Annotated in this window: 18 protein-coding genes, 3 tRNA genes and 2 rRNA genes (1 of these 23 only partly in view); 13 read left to right on the top strand and 10 right to left on the bottom strand. The window is 65.5% G+C overall.

The window, feature by feature from the left end:
- Position 1: 1 nt before the first annotated feature.
- The 3 genes from prmC to hemA are packed head-to-tail and all read right to left on the bottom strand — an operon-like array spanning position 2 to position 3,184.
- A complete protein-coding gene (prmC, locus tag AAG092_RS15600) occupies positions 2–832 on the bottom strand; it encodes a peptide chain release factor N(5)-glutamine methyltransferase (protein ID WP_373387358.1) in 831 nt (276 codons plus the stop codon).
- A gap of 4 nt (positions 833–836) precedes the next feature.
- Positions 837–1,919, bottom strand: coding sequence for a peptide chain release factor 1 (gene prfA / locus AAG092_RS15595; protein ID WP_373387357.1), 1,083 nt, complete (start codon positions 1,917–1,919; stop codon positions 837–839).
- On the bottom strand, positions 1,916–3,184 hold the full coding sequence (hemA, locus tag AAG092_RS15590; RefSeq protein WP_373387356.1) for a glutamyl-tRNA reductase: 1,269 nt from the start codon (positions 3,182–3,184) through the stop codon (positions 1,916–1,918). The genes prfA and hemA overlap by 4 nt, the downstream gene beginning before the upstream one ends.
- A 181-nt stretch (positions 3,185–3,365) precedes the next feature.
- Between hemA and AAG092_RS15585 the strand changes: the two genes are divergently transcribed.
- From AAG092_RS15585 to AAG092_RS15540, 10 genes are all read left to right on the top strand, one after another.
- Entirely contained in the window at positions 3,366–5,093 is a 1,728-nt protein-coding gene (locus AAG092_RS15585) for a tetratricopeptide repeat protein (RefSeq protein WP_373387355.1), read from the top strand.
- Between the two features lie 3 nt (positions 5,094–5,096).
- Complete coding sequence (gene lolB / locus AAG092_RS15580; protein ID WP_373387354.1) at positions 5,097–5,711, top strand: lipoprotein insertase outer membrane protein LolB; 615 nt, start codon at positions 5,097–5,099, stop codon at positions 5,709–5,711.
- 135 nt (positions 5,712–5,846) lie between these two features.
- Complete coding sequence (gene ispE, locus AAG092_RS15575; protein ID WP_373387353.1) at positions 5,847–6,722, top strand: 4-(cytidine 5'-diphospho)-2-C-methyl-D-erythritol kinase; 876 nt, start codon at positions 5,847–5,849, stop codon at positions 6,720–6,722.
- A 16-nt stretch (positions 6,723–6,738) separates the two neighbouring features.
- A tRNA-Gln gene (locus AAG092_RS15570) sits at positions 6,739–6,813 on the top strand.
- A gap of 29 nt (positions 6,814–6,842) precedes the next feature.
- Positions 6,843–6,917: transfer RNA gene (locus AAG092_RS15565), tRNA-Gln, on the top strand.
- Positions 6,918–6,999: 82 nt separating this feature from the next.
- Entirely contained in the window at positions 7,000–7,941 is a 942-nt protein-coding gene (locus tag AAG092_RS15560; protein ID WP_110681408.1) for a ribose-phosphate pyrophosphokinase, read from the top strand.
- 111 nt (positions 7,942–8,052) lie between these two features.
- Positions 8,053–8,649: a 50S ribosomal protein L25/general stress protein Ctc gene (locus AAG092_RS15555; RefSeq protein WP_110681406.1), complete on the top strand. Its 597-nt coding sequence runs from the start codon at positions 8,053–8,055 to the stop codon at positions 8,647–8,649.
- A 36-nt stretch (positions 8,650–8,685) separates the two neighbouring features.
- A complete protein-coding gene (gene pth, locus AAG092_RS15550) occupies positions 8,686–9,270 on the top strand; it encodes an aminoacyl-tRNA hydrolase (protein WP_373387352.1) in 585 nt (194 codons plus the stop codon).
- 38 nt (positions 9,271–9,308) lie between these two features.
- Positions 9,309–10,409: a redox-regulated ATPase YchF gene (gene ychF / locus AAG092_RS15545; RefSeq protein WP_373387351.1), complete on the top strand. Its 1,101-nt coding sequence runs from the start codon at positions 9,309–9,311 to the stop codon at positions 10,407–10,409.
- Between the two features lie 135 nt (positions 10,410–10,544).
- Positions 10,545–10,621, top strand: a tRNA-Met gene (locus tag AAG092_RS15540).
- A gap of 58 nt (positions 10,622–10,679) precedes the next feature.
- On the opposite strand, the gene AAG092_RS15535 is transcribed toward AAG092_RS15540, so the two are convergent.
- The 3 genes from AAG092_RS15535 to AAG092_RS15525 are packed head-to-tail and all read right to left on the bottom strand — an operon-like array spanning position 10,680 to position 12,875.
- A complete protein-coding gene (locus AAG092_RS15535) occupies positions 10,680–11,579 on the bottom strand; it encodes a DMT family transporter (RefSeq protein WP_373387350.1) in 900 nt (299 codons plus the stop codon).
- A gap of 58 nt (positions 11,580–11,637) precedes the next feature.
- Complete coding sequence (rimI, locus tag AAG092_RS15530) at positions 11,638–12,090, bottom strand: ribosomal protein S18-alanine N-acetyltransferase (protein ID WP_061903456.1); 453 nt, start codon at positions 12,088–12,090, stop codon at positions 11,638–11,640.
- A complete protein-coding gene (locus AAG092_RS15525) occupies positions 12,087–12,875 on the bottom strand; it encodes an energy transducer TonB (protein ID WP_373387349.1) in 789 nt (262 codons plus the stop codon). The genes rimI and AAG092_RS15525 overlap by 4 nt, the downstream gene beginning before the upstream one ends.
- Positions 12,876–13,012: 137 nt before the next feature.
- Between AAG092_RS15525 and mksB the strand changes: the two genes are divergently transcribed.
- From mksB to mksF, 3 genes are read left to right on the top strand one after another with little or no spacing between them, the layout of a single operon-like run.
- Positions 13,013–14,260 (top strand): Mks condensin complex protein MksB, encoded by a 1,248-nt coding sequence (gene mksB / locus AAG092_RS15520; RefSeq protein WP_043307190.1) that lies wholly within the window; start codon positions 13,013–13,015, stop codon positions 14,258–14,260.
- Entirely contained in the window at positions 14,257–14,958 is a 702-nt protein-coding gene (gene mksE / locus AAG092_RS15515; protein WP_373387348.1) for an Mks condensin complex protein MksE, read from the top strand. The genes mksB and mksE overlap by 4 nt, the downstream gene beginning before the upstream one ends.
- Entirely contained in the window at positions 14,955–17,774 is a 2,820-nt protein-coding gene (mksF, locus tag AAG092_RS15510; RefSeq protein WP_373387347.1) for an Mks condensin complex protein MksF, read from the top strand. Before mksE ends, mksF begins: the two co-directional genes overlap by 4 nt.
- Positions 17,775–17,830: 56 nt before the next feature.
- Here the strand turns inward: mksF and AAG092_RS15505 are convergent, their stop codons facing one another.
- The 4 genes from AAG092_RS15505 to AAG092_RS15490 all read right to left on the bottom strand — a co-directional run.
- Positions 17,831–18,139, bottom strand: a complete 309-nt coding sequence (locus AAG092_RS15505) for a PepSY domain-containing protein (RefSeq protein WP_373387346.1) — start codon at positions 18,137–18,139, stop codon at positions 17,831–17,833.
- Between the two features lie 77 nt (positions 18,140–18,216).
- Positions 18,217–20,520: an MlaD family protein gene (locus AAG092_RS15500; RefSeq protein ID WP_373387345.1), complete on the bottom strand. Its 2,304-nt coding sequence runs from the start codon at positions 20,518–20,520 to the stop codon at positions 18,217–18,219.
- Between the two features lie 225 nt (positions 20,521–20,745).
- Positions 20,746–20,861, bottom strand: a 5S ribosomal RNA gene (gene rrf, locus AAG092_RS15495).
- 137 nt (positions 20,862–20,998) lie between these two features.
- Positions 20,999–22,262, bottom strand: a 23S ribosomal RNA gene (locus AAG092_RS15490); it runs 1,628 nt beyond the window's last position.

Genomic DNA, 22,262 nt, shown 5'->3' with positions numbered 1-22,262 from the left:
GTCATGCAGGCCATTGCCCCAGGGAAATACGCTCGTGACCGCCCAGGTCGCGACGGCTGTCCACGCGGGTGAAACCGGCGGCGGCGAGCAACCCGCGCACCGCCGCGGCCTGATCGTAGCCATGCTCCAGCAGCAGCCAGCCGCCGACTTCCAGGTGCGACGGCGCCTGGGCGACGATCTGGCGGATATCGTCCAGGCCATCGGCGCCGGCCACCAGGGCGCTGAGCGGCTCGAAGCGCACGTCGCCCTCGCCCAGGTGACGGTCGCTAGCGGCGATATAGGGCGGATTGCTCAGGATCAGGCCGAAGCGCTCGCCGGCCAGGCCGTCGAACCAGCTGCTCTGGCGGAACACGGCATTGGTCAGCCCCAGGCGCTGGCGATTGCGCTCGGCCAGCGCCACCGCCTCGGCGATGCGGTCCACCCCGGTCACTTGCCAGCCGCCGCGCTCGCTGGCCAGGGCCAATGCGATGGCGCCGCTGCCGGTGCCCAGGTCGAGCACCCGCAACGGGGTGGCCGGCGCCAGCTGCAGGGCGGTCTCCACCAGCAGTTCGGTATCGGGACGGGGAATCAGGGTGTGCGGCGCGACTTCCAGGTCCAGGCTCCAGAAGCCCTGGTGGCCGAGGATGTAGGCCACCGGCTCGCCGGCGCGGCGGCGTTCGAGCAGGGCGGCGAAGGCGGCTTGCTGCTCGGCGCCCGGCTCGTGCTCGGGCCAGGTACGCAGGTAGCTGCGCGGCTTGCCCAGGGCGGCGGCCAGCAGCAGCTCGGCATCCAGGCGCGCCGTCGGCGAGTCCGGCAGTTCGGCCTGGTCCAGCAGCGCGGCGAGGCTCGGCATGCGGTCAGTCGCCCAGGGCCGCCAGCTGGTCGGCTTGGTATTCCTGCAGCAGCGGTTCGATCACCTGCTCCACCGCGCCGCCCATCACCTCGTTCAGCGAATACAGGGTCAGGTTGATGCGGTGGTCGGTGACCCGGCCCTGCGGGAAGTTGTAGGTGCGGATGCGCTCGGAGCGGTCGCCGGAGCCCACCAGCAGGCGACGGGTCTCGCTGATTTCCTTGTGCGCGGCGGCGTCCTGCTGGTCCTGCAGCTTGGCCGCCAGCCAGGCCATGGCCTTGGCGCGGTTCTTGTGCTGCGAGCGTTCTTCCTGACACTCCACCACCATGCCGGTGGGCAGGTGGGTGATGCGGATCGCCGAGTCGGTCTTGTTCACATGCTGGCCGCCGGCACCGGAGGCGCGGTAGGTGTCCACGCGCAGGTCGGCCGGGTTGATCTCGATGGCCTGCTGCTCGTCCGGCTCCGGCAGCACGGCGACGGTGCAGGCCGAGGTGTGGATGCGCCCCTGCGACTCGGTCTCCGGCACGCGCTGCACGCGGTGGGCGCCGGACTCGAACTTGAGCTTGGCGTAGACGTTGTCGCCCTCCACCCGGCTGATGACTTCTTTATAGCCACCGTGCTCGCCGAGGTTTTCCGAGAGAATCTCGACCCGCCAGCCCTGGCGCTCGGCGTAGCGCGAGTACATGCGGAACAGGTCGCCGGAGAAGATCGCCGCCTCGTCGCCACCGGTGCCGGCGCGGATTTCCAGGAACACGTTGCGACCGTCGTTGGGGTCCTTGGGCAGCAGCATGCGCTGCAGGCGGTCCTCCAGCGCGACCAGCGCCTCCTTGGCCTGGGCCACCTCCTCCTCGGCCATCTCGCGCATTTCCGGGTCGCCGTCCTTGAGCAGCGCCTGGGCGCCCTCGAGGTCGCCCTGGGTCTTGCGGAACTCGCGGTAGGCGACGATCACCGGCTCGACCTCGGCGTACTCCTTGGAATAGGCGCGGAAACGGTTCTGGTCGCTGATCACTTCGGCATCGCCGAGCAGCGCGGTGAGCTCCTCGAAACGGTCGTGGAGGATGTCGAGTTTCTTCAGCAGGGAGGCTTTCATGTCTTGCTCGGGCCCTCGTCGAGGGCAAAGAGTTCCTGGGCCACGGCCAGCGCTTCGAAGCGACCGTCGGCGGAGATTTTCTTCAGCTGCACGCTGGGCGCGTGCAGCAGCTTGTTGGTCAGGCCGCGGGCCAGCTGTGCCAGCACGTCCTCGGCACTGCTGCCGTTGGCCAGCAGGCGCTGGGCCTTGGCCAGCTCCTCGTCGCGCAGGCGCTCGGCCTGCTGGCGGTAGGCCTTGAGCACGTCCACCGCGGCCAGCTCGCGCAGGCGCTGCATGAATTCCTCGGCGCCGGCGGCCACCAGTTCCTCGGCGGCCTGGGCGGCGCCCTGGCGGCTCTTGAGGTTTTCCTCGATGACCTCGTGCAGGTCGTCCACCGTATAGAGATAGACGTCGTCCAGCTCGCCCACCTCCGGCTCGATGTCGCGCGGCACGGCGATGTCGACCATGAACATGGGCTTGTGCTTGCGCTGCTTGAGCGCGCGCTCCACCGCGCCTTTACCCAGAATGGGCAATTGACTCGCCGTAGAGCTGATGACGATGTCGCTGTGCGCCAGTTCCTGGGGGATGTCGGCTAGCAGCACGGCGTGCGCGCCGAACTGCTCGGCCAGCTGGCTGGCGCGCTCGAGGGTGCGGTTGGCCACGACGATGCGCTTCACGCCCTGGTCGTGCAGGTGGCGGGCGACCAGGCTGATGGTCTCGCCGGCGCCGATCAGCAGGGCCTGGCTGCGGTGCAGGTCGGCGAAGATCTGCTTGGCCAGGCTGACGGCGGCGAAGGCCACCGACACCGGGTTCTCGCCGATGGCGGTATCGGTGCGCACGGTCTTGGCGGTGCTGAAGGTGGCCTGGAACAGGCGGCCGAGCAGCGGGCCGACGGTGCCGGCCTCGCGCGCCACGGCGTAGGCGGACTTCATCTGGCCGAGAATCTGCGGCTCGCCGAGGATCATCGAGTCCAGGCCCGAGGCCACGCGCATCATGTGGCGTACCGCGTCGTTGTCCTGGTGCACGTAGGCGCAGGCGCGCAGGTCGTCGAGGCTCAGGCGGTGGTAGTCGGCCAGCCAGCGCAGCACCTCGTCGGCGGACAGCTGGTCCTGCTCCAGGTACAGCTCGCTGCGGTTGCAGGTGGAGAGGATCGCCGCCTCGCGGCTGGGCGTGACGCGACAGAGCTGCTGCAGGGCCTCGACCAGCTGCTCGGGGGTGAAGGCCACGCGTTCGCGGACGTCCACCGAGGCGGTCTTGTGATTGATGCCGAGGGCGAGGAAGGCCATGCAGGGTCGCTAAGGGGGAATCGGAGATAGCGGGCGATTGTCCTACGTCACCCGAGGGAGAACAACTGTTGCGACAAATTGACCCGCCCGCCATCCCCGGCCAATCACCGGCGCCGCGGTGGGCTTGCGCCCGCCGCTTGTGTCATGATGCTGCCACGCCACGGACCGCAAGCTTGCCCTCATGAACAAATCCCTCGCGTTGCTGACCGCCTCCCTCCTGCTCGCTGGCTGCCAGAGCCTGGCGCCTGTCCCGGACGGCACCCCGCCGGTGGAAGACGCGGCGACCACCCCGTCCCCGGCCAAGCCCAAGCAGTACGCCTCGTTCAGCGAGGAGACCCTGTACGCCCTGCTCGCCGCCGAGCTGGCCGGACAGCGCAACCGCTTCGACATCGCCCTCGGCAACTACGTGCAGCAGGCCAATGCCACCGGAGACCCCGGCGTGGCGGAGCGCGCCTTCCGCATCGCCGAGTACCTGGGCGCCGAGCAGGCGGCCCTGGACAGCGCGCTGATCTGGTCGAAGAGCGCCCCGGACAGCCTCGACGCCCAGCGCGCCGCCGCCGTGCAGCTGGCCCGTGCCGGCCGCTACGACGAAGCCATGGAATATATGGAGAAGGTCCTGCAGGGCCAGGGCGACACCCACTTCGACTTCCTCGCCCTGTCCGCCGCCGAGACCGATCCGGACACCCGCGCCGGCCTGCTGCAGAGCTTCGACCGCCTGCTGCAGAAGTACCCGGAAAACGGCCAGCTGCTGTTCGGCAAGGCCCTGCTGCTGCACCAGGACGGCCGCGCCGAGGAGGCCCTGGAACTGCTCGAGGCGCACGCCGCCAGCGAGGAGGAGATTCCCCCGCTGCTGTTGCGCGCCCGCCTGCTGCAGGGCCTGGACCGCGGCAAGGAGGCCATCCCGCTGCTGGAGAACGGCATCGCGCAGCACCCCGAGGACAAGCGCCTGCGCCTGGCCTATGCCCGCCAACTGGTCGAGCTGCGCCGCCTGGACGAGGCCAAGAGCGAATTCGCCGGCCTGCTCCAGCGCTTCCCCGACGACGATGACCTGCGCTACTCCCTGGCCCTGGTGTGCCTGGAGGACCAGGCCTGGGACGAAGCCGCCGTCTACCTGGAGGAGCTGATCGAGCGCGGCGCCCACAGCGATGCCGCGCACTTCAACCTGGGGCGCATCTACGAACAGCGCGGCGATGCGGAAAGCGCCCTGATCGAATACGGCATGGTCGGCCCCGGCGACGACTTCCTCGCCGCCCAGGTACGCCAGACCGAGATCCTCTTCGAGCAGGGCCGCGCCGCCGAGGCCAGCAGCCGCCTGGGCCGCAGCCGCGACAGCCAGCCCGACTACGCCATCCAGCTGTACCTGCTGGAGTCCGAGGCCCTGGCCAACCGCCAGCGCCACGAGGAGGCCTGGCAGGTGATAGCCAGGGCGCTGGAACAGTTCCCCGGCGACACCAACCTGCTCTATACCCGCGCCATGCTGGCCGAAAAGCGCGGCGACCTGGCCGGACTGGAGCGCGACCTGCGCGACATCATCGCGCGCGAGCCGGATAACGCCACCGCGCTCAACGCCCTCGGCTACACCCTGGCCGACCGCACCACCCGCTATGACGAGGCCAAGGCGCTGATCGAGCAGGCCCACCGCCTCAATCCGGAGGACGCCGCCACCCTCGACAGCCTGGGCTGGGTCAACTACCGCCTGGGCAACCTGGAGGAAGCCGAGCGCTACCTGCGCGCCGCCCTGGCCAAGTTCCCCGACCATGAGGTCGCCGCCCACCTGGGCGAAGTGCTCTGGGCCCAGGGCCGGCAGCGCGAGGCCCGCAAGGTCTGGGCCAGTGCCCTCGAGGCGCAGCCCGACAGCGCCATCCTGCGCTCCACCATTCAACGCCTGACCGGTTCCGAGAAACTCTGATCCATGCTTCGTCACCTTATCGTTTTCAGCCTGATCGCCCTCCTCGCCGGCTGCGCCGGCCTCACCAGCCGAGAATCCGTCGAGGGCCAGGGCGACGCCAAGCGCTGGCAGGCACACAAGACCAAAGTCTCCGCCCTCGACGGCTGGCAGATCAGCGGCAAGGTCGGCATCCGCGCACCCAAGGACTCCGGCAGCGGCACGCTGTTCTGGCTGCAGCGCCAGGACTACTACGACATCCGCCTGTCCGGCCCGCTCGGCCGCGGCGCCGCCCGCCTCACCGGCCGCGAGGGCGCCGTGCTGCTGGAGGTGGCCAACCAGGGCCGCTACGAAGCCGCATCGCCCGAGGCCCTGCTAGAGGAGCAGCTGGGCTGGCGCCTGCCGGTCTCCCACCTGTTCTGGTGGGTACGCGGCCTGCCCGCGCCGGACAGCCGCAGCCGCGTCACCCTCGACACGCAGAGCCAGCTGGCGCGCCTGGAGCAGGATGGCTGGCAGCTGCAGTACCTCAGCTATGTCGAGCAGAACGGCTACCGCCTGCCCGAGCGCATCAAGCTGCACGGCAAGGATCTCGACATCACCCTGGTGATCAAGGACTGGCAGCCGCGCCAGCTGGGCCAGTAAGCGCCAGGCTCGCACCGATTATTCCCTCTCCCCTCGGGGAGAGGGCCAGGGAGAGGGGGCTGCCCCAAGAACCCTCTCCCCCCTCTCCCGTAAACGGGAGAGGGGACACACCCACTCGGCACTCCAGCTCTGCATATGACAACCCAAGCCATTCCCGCCCGCGCCGAACTGATCCTGCCCGCCCCGGCCAAGCTCAACCTGATGCTGCACATCCTCGGCCGCCGCGCCGACGGCTATCACCTGCTGCAGACCCTGTTCCAGTTCCTCGACCACGGCGACGAGCTGGGCTTCGCCCTGCGCACCGACGGCGAGATCCGCCTGCACACCGAGATCCCCGGCGTGCCGCACGACGCCAACCTGATCGTGCGCGCCGCACGGCGCCTGCAGGAGGCTTCCGGCACCCGCCTGGGCGCCGATATCTGGCTGGACAAGCGCCTGCCCATGGGCGGCGGCATCGGCGGCGGCAGCTCGGATGCCGCCACCACCCTGGTCGGCCTCGATCACCTGTGGCACACCGACCTGGGCGAGGAGCGCCTGGCCGAGCTGGGCCTGGCCCTGGGCGCCGACGTGCCGGTGTTCGTGCGCGGCCGCGCGGCCTTCGCCGAGGGCGTCGGCGAGCAGCTGCAGCCGGTGGAACTGCCCGAACCCTGGTTCCTGGTCGCCATGCCGCAGGTCAGCATCAGCACCGCGGAAGTTTTTGCCGACCCCGAGTTGACACGTGATACCCCCGCCATTACAGTTCGCAGCCTTCCCGAGGGGGGCGGTCGTAACGACTGTCAGCCGGTTGTCGAGAAGCGTTACCCAGAAGTACGTAACGCCCTGAAAACGCTCAACAAATTTGTTGCAGCCAAGATGACCGGAACCGGAGCTTGCGTGTTTGGGAGCTTCCCAAACCAGGCCGATGCTGATAAAGTCTCGCGCCAACTTCCGGCCACCCTGCCGAGCTTCGTCGCTCGCGGCTGCAATCGGTCTCCGTTGCATCGCCAGCTCGAAACGGTAACTCGGAAGTGAATGCGGGACGCGATACAGGGGCGTCGCCAAGCGGTAAGGCAGCAGGTTTTGATCCTGCCATGCGTTGGTTCGAATCCAGCCGCCCCTGCCATTAACCTCCCAGCATTCGACTAATACTCTAGGGGCGTCGCCAAGCGGTAAGGCAGCAGGTTTTGATCCTGCCATGCGTTGGTTCGAATCCAGCCGCCCCTGCCATACACTCGAAAGCTGTTCAGAAAGCCGGCCTTTTTGAACAGCTTTTTAATTCATCGGGCCCACTCCCAGGCAGGTACTGCGCGTGTCCAAGATGATGGTCTTCACGGGGAACTCCAACCCCGATCTGGCCCGGCGCATCGTGCGCCAGCTGCATATCCCCCTGGGCGATGCTTCCGTAGGCAAGTTCTCCGACGGCGAAATCAGCGCCGAAATCAACGAGAACGTTCGCGGCAAGGATGTCTTCATCATCCAGCCGACCTGTGCGCCGACCAACGACAACCTGATGGAACTGGTGGTGATGGCCGACGCCTTCCGCCGCTCCTCGGCCACTCGTATCACCGCGGTCATCCCCTACTTCGGCTATGCCCGCCAGGATCGTCGTCCGCGCTCCGCCCGCGTGGCGATCAGCGCCAAGGTAGTGGCCGACATGCTCACCGTGGTCGGCATCGACCGCGTGCTCACCGTCGACCTGCACGCCGACCAGATCCAGGGCTTCTTCGACATCCCCGTGGACAACATCTACGGCTCGCCGGTGCTGACCGACGACATCCAGGATCAGCGCTTCGAGAACCTGATGATCGTCTCCCCGGACATCGGTGGCGTGGTTCGCGCCCGTGCCGTGGCCAAGAGCCTGGGCGTCGACCTGGCGATCATCGACAAGCGTCGCGAGAAGGCCAACCAGTCCGAAGTCATGCACATCATCGGCGATGTCGAAGGCCGCACCTGCGTGCTGGTCGACGACATGGTCGACACCGCCGGCACCCTCTGCCACGCCGCCAAGGCGCTGAAGGAGCACGGCGCCTCGAAGGTCTACGCCTACGCCACCCACCCGGTGCTGTCGGGCCGCGCCATCGAGAATCTGGAAAATTCCGTGCTGGACGCCCTCGTGGTGACCAACACCATCCCGCTGTCCGCCGCGGCGCAGGCCTGCCCGCGCATCCGTCAGCTGGACATGGCCCCGGTCATCGCCGAAGCGGTTCGCCGCATCAGCAACGAAGAATCGATCAGCGCGATGTTCCGCTAAGCGGAACAGGCCTGAGCGACAAGTGCCCCGCCGCGTGCGGGGCTTTTTGCCCAACCGTCCACACGCTGGTCGCAAGCGCTGAGGGCGGTTTGGTTATTTTGGAGAAATGCAATGACTGAGTTTGCCCTGAATGCCGAAGTGCGTTCCGACCTGGGGAAAGGTGCGAGCCGCCGCCTGCGTCGTAACGTCGCCATGGTGCCTGCCGTAGTTTACGGCGGCGACAAAGCCCCGCAATCCATCAGCCTGCTGGCCAAAGAAGTGGCCAAGCTGCTGGAAAACGAAGCCGCCTTCAGCCACGTGCTGGCCCTGAACATCGCCGGCGCCACCGAGAACGTGGTGATCAAGGCCCTGCAGCGCCACCCGGCCAAAGGCTACGTGATGCACGCCGACTTCGTCCGCGTCGTTGCCGGCCAGAAGCTGAGCGCCCACGTTCCGCTGCACTTCATCAACGAAGCCAGCTCCGTTGGTGTCAAGCAGCAGGGCGGTGAAGTGTCCCACACCATTTCCGAAGTCGAAGTTTCCTGCCAGCCGCAAGACCTGCCGGAATTCATCGAAGTCGACCTGGCCAAGGTTGAAGTCGGTCAGATCGTTCACCTGTCCGACCTCAAGCTGCCAAAGGGCGTCGAGCTGGTGGCCCTGGCCCACGGCAACGACCTGGCAGTCGCCAACATCCACGCTTCCCGCGTGAAGGAAGAAGGCGCCGAGTAATACTCGCCCGCCCCTTCCGGTAAAAGGGCTCCTGACGTGACTGCCATCCAACTGATCGTCGGCCTGGGTAATCCAGGCCCCGAATACGACCAGACCCGGCACAACGCAGGGGCCCTTTTCGTTGAGCGCCTGGCCGACAGCCAACGCGTCAGCCTCGCCCTCGACAAGAAGTATTTCGGCCTGGTGGGCAAGTTCAGCCATCAGGGTCGCGACGTTCGTCTGCTCATCCCCACCACCTACATGAACCGCAGCGGCCAGGCCGTGGCGGCGCTGGCGAATTTCTTCCGCATCCCGGTCGACGCCATGCTGGTGGCCCACGACGAACTCGACATGCCTCCCGGCGTCGCCAAACTCAAGACCGGCGGCGGCCACGGCGGCCACAACGGCCTGCGCGACATCATCGCGCAGTGCGGCAACCAGAACGGCTTCCACCGCCTGCGCCTGGGCATTGGCCACCCCGGCCACGCCAGCCTGGTCTCCGGCTTCGTCCTCGGCCGCGCCCCGCGCAGCGAGCAGGAGCTGCTGGACAAGAGCATCGACAATGCCCTCGGCGTATTGCCCGAAATGCTCGCCGGCGACTGGACCAAGGCGATGCAGAAGCTGCACAGCCAGAAAGCCTGACCCCCTTTTCACGACTTCATCTCCGCGAGGGATACACCATGGGATTCAACTGCGGCATCGTCGGCCTGCCCAACGTCGGCAAGTCCACCCTGTTCAACGCCCTGACCAAATCCGGCATCGCCGCGGAGAACTTCCCCTTCTGCACCATCGAGCCGAACAGCGGCATCGTGCCGATGCCGGATGCCCGCCTGGACGCCCTGGCCGCCATCGTCAAGCCCGAGCGCGTGATCCCCACCACCATGGAGTTCGTCGACATCGCCGGCCTGGTGGCGGGCGCCTCCAAGGGTGAGGGCCTGGGCAACAAGTTCCTCGCCAACATCCGCGAGACCGATGCCATCGCCCACGTGGTGCGCTGCTTCGAGGACGAGAACGTCATCCACGTGGCCAACAGCGTCGACCCCAAGCGCGACATCGAGATCATCGACCTCGAACTGATCTTCGCCGACCTCGACAGCTGCGAGAAGCAGCTGCAGAAGGTCGCCCGCAACGCCAAGGGCGGCGACAAGGAGGCCCTGGCGCAGAAGGCCATCCTGGAGAAGCTCATCCCCCACTTCAGCGAAGGCAAGCCGGCGCGCAGCCTGATGAAGAACATGAGCCCCGAGGAGAAACTGGTCATCCGCGGCTTCCACCTGCTCACCAGCAAGCCGGTGATGTACATCGCCAACGTCGCCGAGGACGGCTTCGAGAACAACCCGCACCTGGACGTGGTCCGCGCCATCGCCGAGGAAGAAGGCGCCATCGTGGTACCGGTGTGCAACAAGATCGAGGCCGAGATCGCCGAGCTGGACGAGGACGAGGAAAAGCAGATGTTCCTCGAATCCATGGGCATGGAAGAGCCGGGCCTGAACCGCGTGATCCGCGCCGGTTACTCGCTGCTCAACCTGCAGACCTACTTCACCGCCGGCGTCAAGGAAGTGCGCGCCTGGACCGTGCGCATCGGCGCCACCGCCCCGCAGGCCGCCGCCGTGATCCACACCGACTTCGAGAAAGGCTTCATCCGCGCCGAAGTGGTGGCCTACGACGACTTCATCCAGTACAAGGGCGAGGCCGGCGCCAAGGAAGCCGGCAAATGGCGCCTGGAAGGCAAGGACTACATCGTCAAGGACGGCGACGTGATGCACTTCCGCTTCAACGTCTGAGCCTCCTCCAAAGCCCCGCCAGCGCGGGGCTTTTCATTCTCCCGGGCATCACGCCTAAGCGCTTGATAAGGCATCAATTTATCCGCCAGACGGGGTTGACAGCCGGCATCGACAAGAGAATAATGCGCGCCACTCGGCTACATAGCTCAGTCGGTTAGAGCGCAGCATTCATAATGCTGATGTCCCAGGTTCAAGTCCCGGTGTAGCCACCATACAAAACAAAGGGTTAGCGAAAGCTAGCCCTTTGTCGTTTCTGGCCGGGCAATTCTACTATTGCCCGCGCCCTCTCCCCGCCAGTAACAACCCGCTGACAATCAGCGCGCCACCGACCCAGTGATAGCCCTGCAGGCTCTCGCCCAAAAGCAGCCAGCCGAGAATGGCGGTGAACACCGGCATCAGGTAGTTGCTCATGGCGGTGCGTGAAGGGCCCAGCTCGCGCAGACCGATGTTCCACAGCTGGTAGGCAACCACCGAAGCGAATAGCGCGGTGTAGCCGATGGCAGCGAGGTTGGCCGGACTGAGTTCGAAGCGCGCCCCCAGCCAGAACTCCCAGGCGTAGAACGGTGCCAGCATGAGCAGGCCGAGCAACACCAGCGCGCCGAGCAGGGTGAAGGGTGGCAGCTGGAAGTAGGCGTTCCAGCGACGCAACAGCAGCGAATAGAGCGCCCAGTCCAGCGTGGCAAGCACCATCAGCAGATCGCCCTCGGCAAACGACAGGCTGGCCAGCACTCGCCAGTCGCCCTGGCAGATCAGCCACAGCAAGCCGAACAGGGCCAGCAGCAGGCCGACCCAGGCCCTGCGCACCGGCCACTCGCCGAGCAGCAGCCCAGCCCCGATGAAGGTCGCCAGCGGCAGGCAGGTGCTGACCAGGCTCAGGTTGATCGCCGCCGTACTGAGCGCGGCGGTATAGAGCAGGCAGTTGTAGGCGGTGATAGCCAGCGCGGCCAGCAACCAAAGGCGCCAGCCGGCCCTGCGCAACACCTGGCGATGTTGCCAGAGCGAGGGACCGACCAGCGGCAGGAGGATGGCCAGGGCCACGGCCCAGCGCCAGAAGGCCAACGAAAGCGGCGGAATCGCCCCGGTGAAGGCGCGCGCCACCAGCGAATTGCCAGCCCAGAACAGGCTGGCCAGCGCCAGGCCGGCCCAGGCCAGCAGCGCGGCACGACTCATGAAAGATCACGCCATGCGCAAAAGCGCCGAAGCCATCTGGGCATGTGGCGGCCCGGGCCTAATCGAACAGCGTACAGGCCATCACCAGGGCATCCTCTCGCCCACCGGCGGCCGGATAGTAGTCACGCCGGCGACCGACTTCATTGAAGCCGTAACGCTCGTAGAGGCGGTAGGCGCTCTGGTTGCTGGCACGCACTTCGAGGAAGCACTCGCCCGCGCCGAGCTGGCGGGCGCGCTGCATCAGGTGCTCCAGCAACTGCAACCCCAGCCCACGGCCCTGGCTCTGTGGACGCACGGTGATGTTGAGCAGGTGCGCCTCGTCGAGAATGATCTGGATGATGCCGTGGCCGATCTGCTCATCACCGTCGAACATCAGCCAGCAGTCATAGGACTTGAGGCCATCGGCGAACAGGTTGCGGCTCCAGGGATGACTGAAGGCCGCATTCTCGATCTGCACCACGCGGTCGAGGTCCGCCTCGGTCATCGGGCGGAAGTGGACAGCGGCACTCACGACGGCTGCTTCCATCGCGGCATGATACGGCGCATGGCACGCCAGACCTCGACCTTACGCTCGGGCTCGTCCATCAGCAGTTCCAGGCTCGGCAGCGCCCAGGCAGCGCCCAGGCCCTCGACCTGCAGCTCGCGGTTGTAGGCCTCGGCATCCGCCTCACCAGCAAAACGCACGGCGGGCAGGCCGATCAGCCACAGACAGCGGCAGGGCTCGGCCTCCAGCTGACCGGCCAGCACGCCCTGCACGTAGTCGCGGGCGGCGTCCGGACCCTGGTCGAGGTTGCCGCGGGTGAGCAACGGCCAGCGAATCGGCGAGCCATCGCCGACCTGCTGCGGGGCATCCGGCAGGCCGGCGGCGCGCAACAGGTCCTTGAGCAGCAGGTAGGAGGGGTCGCGGCTCTGGAACGGTTCGCCGGTGGCCAGCTCGACCAGCACCGCGCAGTCGCCCGCGCGCAGCAGCTGCAGGGCGAAGCGCGGCGGCGGCAGCACCGGCTTGGCCTCGGCCACCGGCGCGTCCTCCGGCTCGGCCTGGGCCTCCGGCTTGGCAAATACCTTGGAGGCGGCCGACGGGCGCGGCACTTCGATGACCGGGCGCGGCGGCTCGGCCGCTGCCTTGGACTCGACCACCGGCGCGGCGACGGGCACAACCGGCGCGACTTCCGGCTCAGGCAACGGCTGCAGCAACTCGGCGCGCGAGGGCGCGGCGAACGGCAGTTCCACGCGCGGCAACCAGCTGGCCACCTGCATGGCGGTCAGATAGGCGCGGCGGCGGACTTCTTCGATCAAGAGCGGCTTCCAGGACGGACGGAATCAGGCGCGAATTGTGGACTGAATCGGCCCCCGGGAAAAGGCCGATGGAGTGACGGTCATGCATCGGCCCTTTCCAGTACAATCCGGGCTTTTGCGACGGACCGACCCCGCCCATGATCGACCCCAAGCGCGTGTTGCGCGCCCTCGCCGAGCACTGGACGCTGCTCGAACCGCTGTGCGAGCGCTTCGACACCGGCACCCTGAGCCTGGTCGAGCTGCGCAACCAGCTCGGCACGCAGCTGCCCGAGGGCAGCCCCGCCGACATCACCGCCCTGCTCGACCAGTGGATCCGCCTGGACATCCTGGTGCCGGTGGCCAAGAGCCCCAACCGCTTCGAGCTGAACGCACAGATCCACGACTTCCTCGCCTACCTGCGCCGTGAGCACCGCCTCGGCCTGTGCCTGGAGATCGAGGCCTACCTGCGCCACCTGGAGCGTCTGGCCGGCTATATCCAGGACGCCTTCGAGGTGCGCGACGGCAACGACCTGGCGCGCCAGCTGCGCCTGCTCGATATGCGCGTGCGCGACGTACTGAAGAAACTGGCCAACGACGAGCAGGCCCTGGTCGGCGTGGCCGAACGGGCCAAGACCAGCGACCGGCAGATTCCGCTGCGCCAGCGCTATGCCGAGGTGCTGGCGACCTGGGACGAATATGTCGAGCCGATGATCCAGCTGGTCTCCGCCGACGGCGCCTTCGAGCAGGGCGTACGCCGCGTCGAGCAGGTGCTGCTGCGCCTGCTCGGCGAACAGCAGCGCCTCGGCCAGCTGGTCGACGACGACCTGCTGCTGCGTACCCACGCACGCATCCTGGAGATGCAGACCGTCGCCCAGCTGACCCTGCGCAAGGCCCGCGAGCTGCTGCTGCCGCTGCGCGAGGAAGCGCGCCGGCACAACGCCGTGACCCGTGGCGCCGCACTGGCCCTCTCGGTGATCCGCAAGAAGGGTCTGGACGCCCTGCCGCAGGCCTCGATGCCGCTGTTCACCCGGCCGCAGAGCACCTTCCTCGGTACCGCCAGCCAGGTGGAGAGCTACGTCTACGCCCTGGCCCGCTTCCAGCCCAAGCCCAACCAGTTCCCGCGCGCCAGTGGCTCGCGCAAGGGCGCGCCGCCCAAGGCGCCACGCACCGCACGCGAGATGATCGAGCGCTGCGAGCAGGCTCTGCCGCTGCCGGACCTGATGGTCTGGCTGCTGGAGCAGGAGCCGGAAGGCGCCACCGACGAACTCCTCTACTGGTTCTCGCGGCTGTCGCGCGACGGCCGCTTCCAGCGCGAGCGCCTCGAGCGTCGCGACTACCTCACCCGCGAGCATCAGGTCAGCCTGAGCTCCTATGCCCTGATCAAGCCGGCCGGGACCTCCGCATGAATATCGATCTGAAAGAACTCACCCAGCTCGCGCCGATCTTCCGCGAGCTGTTCAAGGGCTACCACATCAGCCGTGCCGCCCCCGAGCTGTACACCCAGCTGTCCAACCAGCAGGACGCCTACCGCGCGCTGTTCAAGTCGCTCGGCTACGAGCTGGTCTGCGACAGCCGCGGCTTCTACTACTTCGTGCCGGAGCAGATGGGCGCCCAGGTGAACAAGACCGCCCAGCGCCTGGCACTGTTCACCTTCATTCTGGTCGAGCATCTGGCCGACCAGGGCCGCGACCCGCTGGCCGTGCTCGACGGTGGCAGCCTCGGCCGCGACGAGCTGCCGCCGCTGCTGGAGAAGTACAAGGACCTGTTCCTGCAGGCCGAAGTCACCACCCAGGACGAACTGGAAGAGAAGGTCATGCGTCGCCTGGCCCAGCTCGGCTTCGCCAGCGAGGAGAACGGCGTGTACCGTTTCCTCGCACCGATGCACCGCTTCCTCGACGTGTGCCTGTCGGTGCAGCAGGACCGCGACCTGGCCGCCAGCCTGCACAGCAACCTGCCGCTGCCGACGCCGGAACTGGTGGTCGACGAAGCCGAGGAAGACATCGTGCGCATCGAGCCGCTGCCCGCGGCTACCGAGGAATCCGAGGAAGAGGCCCTGGCCCGCGCCATGGCCGAGGAACGTGACGCCCAGGAGATCGACGCATGAGCCAGGAACGCTACGGCATCCGCCGCTTCGCCCTGCTGAACACCGCCGGCTACAGCCTCGGCATCTTCCCGCTGGAAAACCCGCTGTCGGTGTACGGCGCCAACAACCTGGGCAAGTCGGCTTCGATCAACGCGCTGCAGTTCCCGATCCTCGCGCGCATGTCCGACATGAGCTTCGGCAAGTACAGCCTGGAGGCTTCGCGCAAGTTCTACTTCGCCAGCGACACCAGCTACATCCTGGTGGAAGTCGCCCTGCCCCACGGCCCGCACGTGATCGGCGTGGCCGGTCGCGGCCCGGGTGGCGGCTTCGGCCACCAGTTCTTCGCCTACCAGGGCGAGCTGGACCTGGACCACTACCAGCAGGATGGCGTCTGCCTGCGCCAGCGCGAGCTGTTCAAGAACCTCGGCCAGGCCGGCATCACCCCCTATGAGCTCAAGCCCGAGGAACTGCGCCGCCTGCTGGTCGGCGGCCATACCAGCATCCCGCTGGACCTGACCCTGATCCCGCTGCGCTCCACCAGCGAACAGAGCCTGAAGACCTTCCGCGCCCTGTTCATCAACCTGCTGCATATGCGCGAGATTACGGCTGCGAAGTTGAAGCAGCTGTTCCTCGATGCCTTCGAGCACAGCCTGCGCTCGGGCAGCGTCGACTATATCGCCGCAACAGAAGAGGCCTTCCGCGACGTACGGCGCATGGAGCAGGACTACCAGGCACTGGTCGCCGCCGGCCCGCTGGTCGAGGTGCTGTCCGCCGGTGTGGCCCAGCGTGAAGTGCTGCGCGGCAAGCTGCATCGCCTCTCGCCGCTACTGGATCACCTGCTCGGCGCCTGGCAGGACTACTCCGGCGCGCGCAAGGAAGAGCTGGTGATCCAGGCCGAGCACTACAAACGCGAGCAGGATGGCCTGCAGAACGAGCAGCGCGGCGGCACCGCCGAACTGATGCGCCTGGAGCGCGAGATCAGCGAGATCCAGCGCTGGCTCGGCGAGCTGTCGGTGTTGAAGAGCCGCTTCGCCCTGGTCACCGACGCCAAGGTACTGGAAGAGCAGCTGCTCGCCGCCAAGGACGCCCACGACGAGCTGGCCGGCGCCCTGGCGCAATCGCGGCAGTTCTCCGCCGAGGACCTGGACGAGCGCCTGCGCGATCTGGAGAAGCGCCTGAAGTCGGTCAAGCAGCAGCTCGACCACGCCGACAACAACAGCTACTCGCGCCTGCGCGAGGAGTTCAGCCAGGCCGACGTCGACCGCCTGATGCGTCTGTTCAACGGCCAGCTGTTCAGCCTGCCGCTCGGCGAGAAAGGCATCCAGGCCGAGGGCGACGACTGGGTCAAGGCCGTCGAGGCCGTGCTGGATCGCTTCAAGGGCGACACCTTCGCCGTGCCGGGCCTGTCCATCGACCTCTCGCACATCGAACCGCCCGCCCTGCAGGCGCTGGCCGATCGCGCCGCCCTGCGCGACCAGAAGGACCGCCTGGAGCGCGAGCTGAAGCAACTGAAGACCCAGCAGGCGGTGGCCAACGACCGCGCCGCCAGCAAGGCCCAGGCCGAGCAGCTGTACCAGGCCGTGCTCGATGCCCAGAAAGCGCTGGAGGACTTCCGCAAGAGCCAGACCCTGGCCGCCGAGGAGCCGGCCAAGCTGGAGCAGTTGGCCGAGGCCGAAGCCGCCCAGGACGAACTCAAGCGCGCATCGGACGCCTTCACCGAACGCGTGCAGCAGCTGTCCGCCAAGCTGCAACTGGTCGGCCGCCAACTGGCCGATCTGGAAGCCAAGGAACGCACCCTAGAAGACGCCCTACGCCGTCGCCAACTGCTGCCGGCTGACCTGCCCTTCGGCACGCCGTTCATGGAGCCGGTCGACGACAGCCTGGACAACCTGCTGCCGCTGCTCAACGACTACCAGGACAGCTGGCAGGCGCTGCAGCGCATCGACGGCCAGATCGACGCGCTGTATGCGCAGGTACGCCTCAAGGGCGTGGCCAAGTTCGACAGCGAGGATGACCCGGAGCGCCGCCTGCAGCTGCTGGTCAACGCCTATGCGCATCGCCAAGACGAGGCGCTGACCCTGGCCAAGGCCCGTCGCGCCGCGGTCACCGATATCGCCCGGACCCTGCGCAACATCCGCAGCGACTACGACAACCTGGAACACCAGCTGGCGCTGTTCAACCGCGAGATCAACAAGCGTCAGGTCTCCAACCTGGAGAGCTTCCGCATCGTCCTGGCACCCAACCGCGACGCGCTCAAGCACATCGACCAGATCATCCACAGCGCCGGCCAGTACGAGGAAGGCGAGACCCTGTCGGTGTTCGATCTAAGCCAAAGCGCCGAGCAGGATGCGAGGAACGAAGAGGCCAAGGACTACCTGTCGCGCCTGGTTGCGGCCAACGGCAACCAACTGGGCCTGAAAGACCTGTTCGAGCTGGCCTTCGAGATCACCAAGGTCGGCGGTCAGCCGGTGATGCACACCGACATCGATGGTGCCGCCTCCAACGGCACTACCATGACCATCAAGGCGCTGACCAACATGTACCTGCTGCTGCACCTGATGGACCGCGAGCAGGCCGGCAAGGTGCGCCTGCCCTACTACCTCGACGAGGCGGCGGACATCGACGAGCGCAACCAGCAGGCGCTGATCGAGACCAGCCTGCAGCTAGGCTTCGTGCCGATCCTCGCCTCGGTGAAACCGCAGGTCTCGGCCCACGTGGCCATCGACCTGGAAGGCGGCAGCGGGCCGAACGGCATCTATATCGACGAGGCCGACTGGAAGTTCATCAGGCGCCGCGAGACTGCCAAGGTCACCGAGGAGCAGGCCGAGCCGGCCTGATTCCTTCGCACAAACGAAAAGGGCCGCTGATGCGGCCCTTTTTCTTGGGGATGGAATCAATCGTCCTGGTGATCCTGCAGGACCTGGCCATTAGTGGCGTCCAGCTCCAGATCCCACTTCACGCCTTGGGCGTCGCGCACCTCCACCTGGTAGATGTAGCGGCCGTACTCTTCTTCCAGTTCGGTCTCGCTGACCTGGCCGCCGGGGTGCTTGGCCAGGGCGGCGGCGTTGAGCTTGTCGAAGCTCTGGATGGTGCCGGCGTCGCGCAGCTTCAGGGCTTCGTCCGGGCCCAGGTCACGAGCCTGGGCAATACCGGCAGTGGCGGCGAGAGTGGTGATGGCGAAAAGGGCAGTCAGCTTGTTCATCTTGATTCTCCGTCGGGAGTGATTGGTTTCGACGGGAGCCAGGATAGCCAAGCCGACTTAATCCAAGCTGAATCTCTCTACTGCTCCAACACTATCTTCGGCGCCCACTTCAGCCATTCCTCGTTGACCTCGTCGTTGAGGGCGAAAGTCTGGCCGGGCTGCGCCGGACCACCCATCACGGCGTTGTCCGGCGTGGCGAAGGCGATCCCGCCCTCGAGCAGGGCCTCCAGGGATTCGGTGCGCACTTTGAGCCCCTTGAACAAGCCGGCGTCGACACCGATACCGCTGGCGTTCCAGAAGCGGCTGCCGCTGCGTACCAGAGGCGCATAGCGTGGCTCGATCAGCACATGGATCAGAACCCGATCGGAGGTTGGCCCCAGTTCGAAGTGGCTGACCTTGCCCACCGGCACCTCACGATAGCTGACCACCACCCCAGGCTTGATCGAGCCGCGCCGCGCCGTGCTGAGGGTGATCCGCAACCCTTCTTCGCGCACCTCGGCAACCGGCGCCTGCGGGCGAATCTCGAAATAGTGCTGCGGCTTGCCGGCCTTGGACGCCGGCAAAGCCTCCAGATACTGGCCACTGACCAGGGTCTCGAGATTGGCAGTGCGCACCAGTCCCAGTTCGGGTTTGACCACCCAGAACTCGGTCCCGACCGTTGCGATACGGCCGCTGGCCTTGGTGATACGCGCATTGAGCAGGACGGCCTGCAGGTCATCGGTCAGCTCGACGCTTTCCACCTTGCCGACATCAATGCCCTTGAAACGGATCGCCGTTCCCGGGCTGATACCATCGCCGCTCGGCACCTTGATCTGGATGGCAACGCCTTCCTGCATGGCCATCTCGCGGCTGTCGTGCAGAGTGAAGCGCTGAATCTTGCGATTGACCGGCGCCTGTAAATCCGGCGTCTCAAAGGTCACCCCCCCCGCCAGCAGGGTCTGCAACGACTCACTCTTGACCTCGATACCAGAGGAGATCCCACCCTTAAGCGTGATACCGCTGGCGTTCCAGAAGCGTGTGGAGCTGTTTACCAGGCTGGCGTACTCCGGCTCGATATGGGCACCAAGAACTACGCGCTTGCGATCACGGGAAAACTGAAAACTCTGGATGGTGCCGACCTTGACCTGGCGATAGAGGATGGGGCTACCAACCTCCAGCGAGCCCAGGGTATCGGCGAACAGCACCAGGTGCAGGCCAGGGGCATCGATGTCCAGCGGTGGCGCCTTGGCCCGAGAGACGAACTCACGTAGCGGCGGCTTGCCCTTCTCACCCGGTTTGATGGCGATGTAGTTACCCTTGACCAGCGCCTCAAGGCCGGTGATCCCGGCCAGGGAAATGGATGGTTTGACCATCCAGAACTCGGCGCCCTCGGTCAGATAGTCCTCGGTACGCGGATCGAGCATCAGGTCGACAGAGGCGCTGGACAGATCCTCGTTGATCTTGATGGTCTTCAGGGAGCCGACCTGAATGCCTTTGTACATCACCGGGGTGCGCCCAGGCTCTACGCCTTCGAAGTCCTGCAGCTTCAGCGCGACCTTGATGCCGGCCTGAGCGGCATCGAAGTCCTCGTACAGACGGAAAGGAATGCTCGGGTCGGTAGCAGGGCTATCCTTGCGGTGCTCCGGAGTGGCGAAGGCGATGCCGCCGGCGACTATGCTGGCCAGCGACTCGGTACGCAACTTGACTCCCGACAGGCCGGCATCGATGGTCACACCACTGGCATTCCAGAAGCGCGTGTGTTTGCGCACCAGGCTGGCGAACTCAGGCTCGATATACACCCTGATCTCGACCGTACTTTGATCCTCGGCGAGGCGGTAACTCTTCACCCGCCCGACCTGGAGTTGCTTGTAGAACACCGGACTATCGCGATTCAGCGAGCCCAGGCGCTCGGCCTTAAGGGTCAGATGCAGCCCTGGCACTGTGTCGGCCAGCGGTGGCTGCTCCGTCAGGGCGACGAACTTGCGGGTTGGGGTGCCATCGCCGGGACTGGCGGTGATGTAGTTGCCCGAAACCAGGGTCTCCAACCCGGTGATACCGGCCAAAGTCACGCTGGGCTTGACCAGCCAGAAGCGCGTGTTGCTGCGCAGGTGCTTCTCCACCTGCTTATCCATCTCGACCGTCACTTTGACGCCGCGCTCCTGGCCGTGATCATCCAGCACCATGTCGACGACCTTACCGATCGACATGCCCTTGTAGATGACCTCGGTCTTGCCAACCTGGATACCATCGCCGGACGGGAAGAATATCTCGATCTCGATACCGGCCTGGCTGTAAGCCCTCCAGCCCAGCCAGCCGCCGATCAGCAATGCGATCAGCGGTAATATCCAGATGGCAGACCAGTTGGTGGTGCGGCGGGTCTTGGCTGTGCTCAGCTCGGTCATGCAGGAAAGCTCCATTCCTCACAGCAGGGCGAGGCGTCCTTGCACGGCAGCAAGGTCAGCGCCCGCTATCAAGCTAGTTCATCGACAAAGTGGCGAACAGCAGGCGCAAGCCTAACGCATGCACTTGTTGTTCGCATGCCTGCGTAACCAGAGCCTGTGATTTTTCTTTCGCCCAAAAAGGCCAAACCCCCACCCGCTTTCGCGGATGGGGGTTTGGGGATAGGAGCTTGACGATGACCTACTCTCACATGGGGAAACCCCACACTACCATCGGCGATGCGTCGTTTCACTACTGAGTTCGGGATGGGATCAGGTGGTTCCAACGCTCTATGGTCGTCAAGCAATTCGGTTGCTGTGTCGGTGTTAAGCCGCCACAGCGAATTGGGTATGTGATCTTGGCTTTGCGGTTCTTAGCGAACTTTCGGTTCGTTTGTCGACTTCACCATCACCGACAATCTACAGATTGTTTGGGTGTTATATGGTCAAGCCTCACGGGCAATTAGTATTGGTTAGCTCAACGCCTCACAGCGCTTACACACCCAACCTATCAACGTCGTAGTCTTCGACGGCCCTTTAGGGAGCTCAAGGCTCCAGTGAGATCTCATCTTGAGGCAAGTTTCCCGCTTAGATGCTTTCAGCGGTTATCTTTTCCGAACGTAGCTACCCGGCAGTGCCACTGGCGTGACAACCGGAACACCAGAGGTTCGTCCAACCCGGTCCTCTCGTACTAAGGTCAGCCCCTCTCAAATCTCAAACGTCCACGGCAGATAGGGACCGAACTGTCTCACGACGTTCTAAACCCAGCTCGCGTACCACTTTAAATGGCGAACAGCCATACCCTTGGGACCGGCTTCAGCCCCAGGATGTGATGAGCCGACATCGAGGTGCCAAACACCGCCGTCGATATGAACTCTTGGGCGGTATCAGCCTGTTATCCCCGGAGTACCTTTTATCCGTTGAGCGATGGCCCTTCCATACAGAACCACCGGATCACTAAGACCTACTTTCGTACCTGCTCGACGTGTCTGTCTCGCAGTCAAGCGCGCTTTTGCCTTTATACTCTGCGACCGATTTCCGACCGGTCTGAGCGCACCTTCGTACTCCTCCGTTACTCTTTGGGAGGAGACCGCCCCAGTCAAACTGCCCACCATACACTGTCCTCGATCCGGATGACGGACCAGAGTTAGAACCTCAAGCATGCCAGGGTGGTATTTCAAGGATGGCTCCACGCGAACTGGCGTCCACGCTTCAAAGCCTCCCACCTATCCTACACAAGCAGGCTCAAAGTCCAGTGCAAAGCTACAGTAAAGGTTCACGGGGTCTTTCCGTCTAGCCGCGGATACACTGCATCTTCACAGCGATTTCAATTTCACTGAGTCTCGGGTGGAGACAGCGCCGCCATCGTTACGCCATTCGTGCAGGTCGGAACTTACCCGACAAGGAATTTCGCTACCTTAGGACCGTTATAGTTACGGCCGCCGTTTACCGGGGCTTCGATCAAGAGCTTCGCTTGCGCTAACCCCATCAATTAACCTTCCGGCACCGGGCAGGCGTCACACCCTATACGTCCACTTTCGTGTTTGCAGAGTGCTGTGTTTTTAATAAACAGTCGCAGCGGCCTGGTATCTTCGACCGGCATGGGCTTACGTAGTAAATACTTCACCCTCACCGGCGCACCTTCTCCCGAAGTTACGGTGCCATTTTGCCTAGTTCCTTCACCCGAGTTCTCTCAAGCGCCTTGG

This window comes from Pseudomonas alcaligenes (genome assembly GCF_041729615.1).
Lineage (GTDB): Bacteria > Pseudomonadota > Gammaproteobacteria > Pseudomonadales > Pseudomonadaceae > Aquipseudomonas > Aquipseudomonas alcaligenes_B.
Note: the sequence above shows the minus strand (reverse complement) of the source record. Positions and strands in the feature narration are given on the sequence as shown.